The following is a 4,334-nucleotide window of genomic DNA, read 5'->3' as shown; positions in this document are numbered from 1 at the left end:
CCATCCTCGACCGCCTCACCCGCGCCGTGGCCGACCGCCTCCGCCCCCCGGCCGCCGTCTGACGGGCGTGTCGAGCCCGGCCGTTCAACACCTGCCTGCATTACCGCTCGGGTCCGGATGCGACACCTAGGGTTGGGCGTGGCAGGGAGGAGGCGGCGCCATCGGGCTGGATCAGATCTACACCAAGCCGGCCGTGGCGGACCGCTGCTTCCGCTTCCTGCTCGAGACGCTTGACCGGCTGGCGGACCTCCGGCACGACCGCATCCTCTACGTGGAGCCGAGCGCCGGGGAGGGTTGCTTCCTCGACCTGTTGCCCGCCGGCCGGCGCATCGGCATCGACATCGAGCCGCAGCGGCCCGGCATCATCCGGCACGACTTCCTCACCTGGCCCTTCGAGGACACGATCGAGGACCCCCGGCACACGGTGGTGGTGGGCAATCCGCCCTTCGGCCACCGGTCGAGGCTGGCCATCCGGTTCTTCAACCGGGCGGCCGCCATGGCGAACACCATCGCCTTCGTGGTCCCCGTCCAGTTCCGGAAGTACTCGGTGCACAAGAACCTGCGTCCCGGGTTCCGGTGGATCGCGACTCTGGGACTGGAGGGCCCGGCCTTCTACACGCGGGCCGAGGCGGACTACCGGCTCAACGCCGAGTTCCAGGTCTGGACCAGGGAGGCGAACCACGACTTCGAGGACATGCGCCTGCTGAGCCCGCCCGCCATCCGGCACGCCGACTTCGAGATGTGGCAGTACAACAACACGCCCGGGGCGCTCAAGGTCTTCGACCACGACTTCGACTTCGCCGTGCCCCGGCAGGGCTACCAGGACTACTCGAGGCGGGAGACCTCCGCCGACCGCTGCGAGCGCACCAAGCAGTGGATCCTGTTCAAGGCCGGGACCCCGGCCGTCCTCGACCGGCTGCTGAGCATGGACTTCGCCGCCCTGTCGCAGAACAACACCATCACCCCCGGCTTCGGGAAGGCCGACGTGGTGAAGGAGTACCTGAGGATCACCCGGCAGGAGAACGGCGCTGGTTCTCCGGCTGCGGGGCAGAGGGACCGGCGTGCCGGCGGCTAGGCGCAGGATGCATACCTGCTTCGGCTCTTGCCCGGCGCCGGTCCGTATGCGTCTGGACCTCCACCCGGGCCGTTGCCTGCCGGCAAGGGGGTTGAACTTGTCACACCCTCGCTATAGGTTATTGGATAACCGCAATTACCAGCGGTCCGGCTCCGACGTCGGCCGGGCCACACGAGGGATCAAATCGTTCGAGACCGCCCCGCCGAGGGCTTGGCGGGACGCGTCTCGGACCAAGGTGGTGGCGGAGGGGGAGGGCCCAGCGGGCGGAGCCCGCTTGCCGCGATTTTCGCGGTCTTTTCCCCGGATGCGGCGGACTGGGCCTTCGGTACGCGGTCTTGGAAGGCAGGCGTGACGACTAGCCGCGAGGTCGTAGAGGAGGACCATGACTACCAGGCACATCGCCAGGCGGCGGGCACGGAGCGGGGCGGAATGAGCATCGGGCGCAACCGTCTGTACGTGGCGGACTGCGTGGAGTTCATGGCCCGGATGGACGCCGGGACTGTCGATCTGACCGTCACTTCCCCTCCCTATGACAACCTGCGGAACTACAACGGGTACTCGTTCGACTTCGAGGCCATCGCGCGCGGCCTGTTCCGGGTCACCAAGCGAGGCGGCGTGGTGGTGTGGGTGGTCGGGGACAAGATCGATGCCGGGCGGCGCACCCTCTCGAGCTTCCGGCAGGGACTCTTCTTCCAGGAGATCGGGTTCCGGATGCATGACGTGATGATCTACCGCAAGAAGAACACCCCCTTCATGCGGAGCAATGCCTACACCAACGCCTACGAGTTCATGTTCGTGCTGAGCAAGGGGAGCCCGAGGACCTTCAACCCGCTCACCGAGCCGACTGTCCGGAGCGGCTACGAGATGCTTCCCCACAACAAGGGGCCGGACGCGGTCAACAACAAGGTGCTGAAGGAGCTCAAGAAGGAGAAGACCAGGACCAACATCTGGGCGTACGCGGTGGGCTTGGGGGGCACGACCAGGGACAGGGTGGCCTTCCGCCATCCGGCCGTATTCCCCGAGAAGCTGGCCGCCGACCACATCAGGTCCTGGACCGAGCCCGGCGACCTGGTGTTCGATCCGATGTGCGGGTCCGGCACCACCCCCAAGATGGCGCTGCTGGCCGGGCGGGACTACATCGGCGTGGATGTCTCAGCTGACTACGTGGCCATCGCCGAGCAGAGGATGGAAGCCGTGGCTCCGGTCGGTGGCGCCCCGGCTCGTCCGGGCTAGTTAGCGGCCGAAGCGGCGGTCGGCGGCGGCGTAGTCTCGCAGGGCGCGGAGGAAGTCGACCCGCCTGAAGTCCGGCCAGAACACGTCCACGAAGGCATACTCGGCATAGGCGGCCTGCCACAGCAGGAACCCCGACAGCCGGGACTCGCCCGAGGTGCGGATTATCAGGTCGGCATCCGGCTGGTCGGGCTCGTACAGGTGGGCGGCGATGCCGGCGGCATCCACGTGCTCGGCCAGTTCCTCGGGAGGCGTGCCCCGGCCGAGCAGCTCATCTACCAGGTCGCGGCAGGCATCGACGATCTCCTGGCGCCCGCCGTACCCCATGGCGACCGTGACCTTCGGGGAATCCTGCGAAGTGGGCCGGCTTGCCTCCACGGCATGCTTGGCGGCCTTCACCAGGTCGGCGGGTAGGAGGTCGAGGCTCCCCATCACCTTCAGCCGGAACCCCAGGCGGTCGGTGCGCTCCGGAAGCCGTTGGAACATCTCGGTCAGCGTGTTGAAGTAGGGCTCGATCTGCTCCGCCGGCCGGGCCAGGTTCTCGGTGGACAGAACCCAGGCGGTGATGGAGGGGATGGGCAGTTCGGCCACCCAGCCGAGGAACTCCTCGAACCGCCTCATCCCGCTGCGGTAGCTGTGGGAGTAGGTCTCCAGGCCCTCGGCCCGGGCGTAGCGCCGGTGGCCGTCCAGGATGATCCCGATGTGGCGGGGGAGACGGTCCGGGTCCAGTTGACGCAGGAGGCGCCGCTCGTACAGGCGGTACAGGGGAGCGGTCAGGGAAGTGGGGCGCGCCTTGTCGGTCATTGGCCTTCCTGGGAGCCGGTCTGCGACCAGGCATCGTGCTGGTCCGCTACAGGATGGTAGCCCCAACCGGAGCCCGTCATCACCCCGGAGGTCCCGGAGGGCTGTCCGTAGTCGGGTAGCGGGTTCAGGCGGCCAGGCGCAGGGCTTGGGAGATCTGGTACAGCACTCCGGCCGGCGTCTCGTTGAGGTCGCTCCAGGTGAAGCGCAGGACTCTCCATCCGTTCAGCTGAGCGAGATTGTCCCGGCGGCGATCGCTCTCGAACGCCTCCATGGTCGTGTGCCAGCGGCGCCCGTCACACTCGATGATCACCCGGGCGTCCTCATAGGCGAAGTCGACCCGACCCTTCGTGGGACTCCGCCACGGGAGCGGCATCTGGAGAGCGGGCTTCGGCAGCCCGCCCTCGTTGAGAAGGGCGAGCATCCTCTCCTCCATGACGCTCTCGGGGGCGGCGTACCCGGGCGAGACTTCTTCGATCAGCTTGCGGAAGCGGGTCGTGCCGGGACGGCCCCGCCGACCCAGCTCTTCGAGAATCTCGGCGAGGCCTTCATAGGTCACGCGGCGGGCCGCCAGTGCCTTCTGTGCGATGCTGCGGAGCTCGTCGAACTCGGTTACGGACGCCAGATCGAACATGGTCCGGACGGGGTTGGTGACGGGGAAGTCGGCGATGTGGGTGACGTATCGCCGGTGAAGGTCGGTCGATTGGTGAACCCGAACCTCTACGAAGCGGTTGCTGCGGCGGTGGGGCACGGTGACCACAGCTCCAGTGAATGTCTTATAGCCGAGCCCGTGTAGCTGGGCTGCCGACTGATGAGAGACCACTGCCGGGAGAGCGAGGACAGCAGCCCGCAGATAGACGACCTTCGAGCGAGTCCCGTAGACGAGGTAGATGTCGTTTTCGATGTGGTCCCACTCTTTCGATTCAATGCGACGCCTGATGGAGGACCTCGAGAGGCCCGCCTTGATCGCCTGGTCGCCCGTTATCAGCCCATTCTGTGAGTCGGCCAGCCGCCGGATCTTCGGTCCCACCGTCGGTGCCGCCATAGCCCTTTCCTTTCGTTGGCCTCTCTTGCGTACGTTGAGACCTGCAAGGTGCCCGCGATCGGGGTCATCTTCAAGGGTCTTGTTCGCAGGAGGGCTAGGGGCGTGGGGCACGGATCCGGCATTCGGCCACACCGCGGCTACGAACCTCAGGAACACCGCACCACCGGTGACGCCCTGTGCATC

Annotated in this window: 4 protein-coding genes; 2 read left to right on the top strand and 2 right to left on the bottom strand. The window is 67.1% G+C overall.

Features of this window, described 5'->3' with window-relative positions; translation table 11 throughout:
* The first annotated feature begins 193 nt into the window (after positions 1-193).
* Positions 194-1,075, top strand: coding sequence for a hypothetical protein (locus OXK16_11515; protein MDE0376571.1), 882 nt, complete (start codon positions 194-196; stop codon positions 1,073-1,075).
* A 348-nt stretch (positions 1,076-1,423) separates the two neighbouring features.
* A complete protein-coding gene (locus OXK16_11510) occupies positions 1,424-2,308 on the top strand; it encodes a site-specific DNA-methyltransferase (GenBank protein MDE0376570.1) in 885 nt (294 codons plus the stop codon).
* On the opposite strand, the gene uppS is transcribed toward OXK16_11510, so the two are convergent.
* Together uppS and OXK16_11500 are read right to left on the bottom strand one after the other, a co-directional pair.
* A complete protein-coding gene (gene uppS / locus OXK16_11505; GenBank protein MDE0376569.1) occupies positions 2,309-3,109 on the bottom strand; it encodes a polyprenyl diphosphate synthase in 801 nt (266 codons plus the stop codon). It lies immediately after the preceding gene.
* 124 nt (positions 3,110-3,233) lie between these two features.
* Positions 3,234-4,151, bottom strand: coding sequence for a DUF559 domain-containing protein (locus tag OXK16_11500; GenBank protein MDE0376568.1), 918 nt, complete (start codon positions 4,149-4,151; stop codon positions 3,234-3,236).
* Between the last annotated feature and the right edge of the window lie 183 nt (positions 4,152-4,334).

Source organism: bacterium (assembly GCA_028821235.1).
In the GTDB taxonomy this organism is placed as follows: Bacteria; Actinomycetota; Acidimicrobiia; order Spongiisociales; family Spongiisociaceae; genus Spongiisocius.
This window is presented reverse-complemented; position numbering and strand designations above follow the sequence as displayed.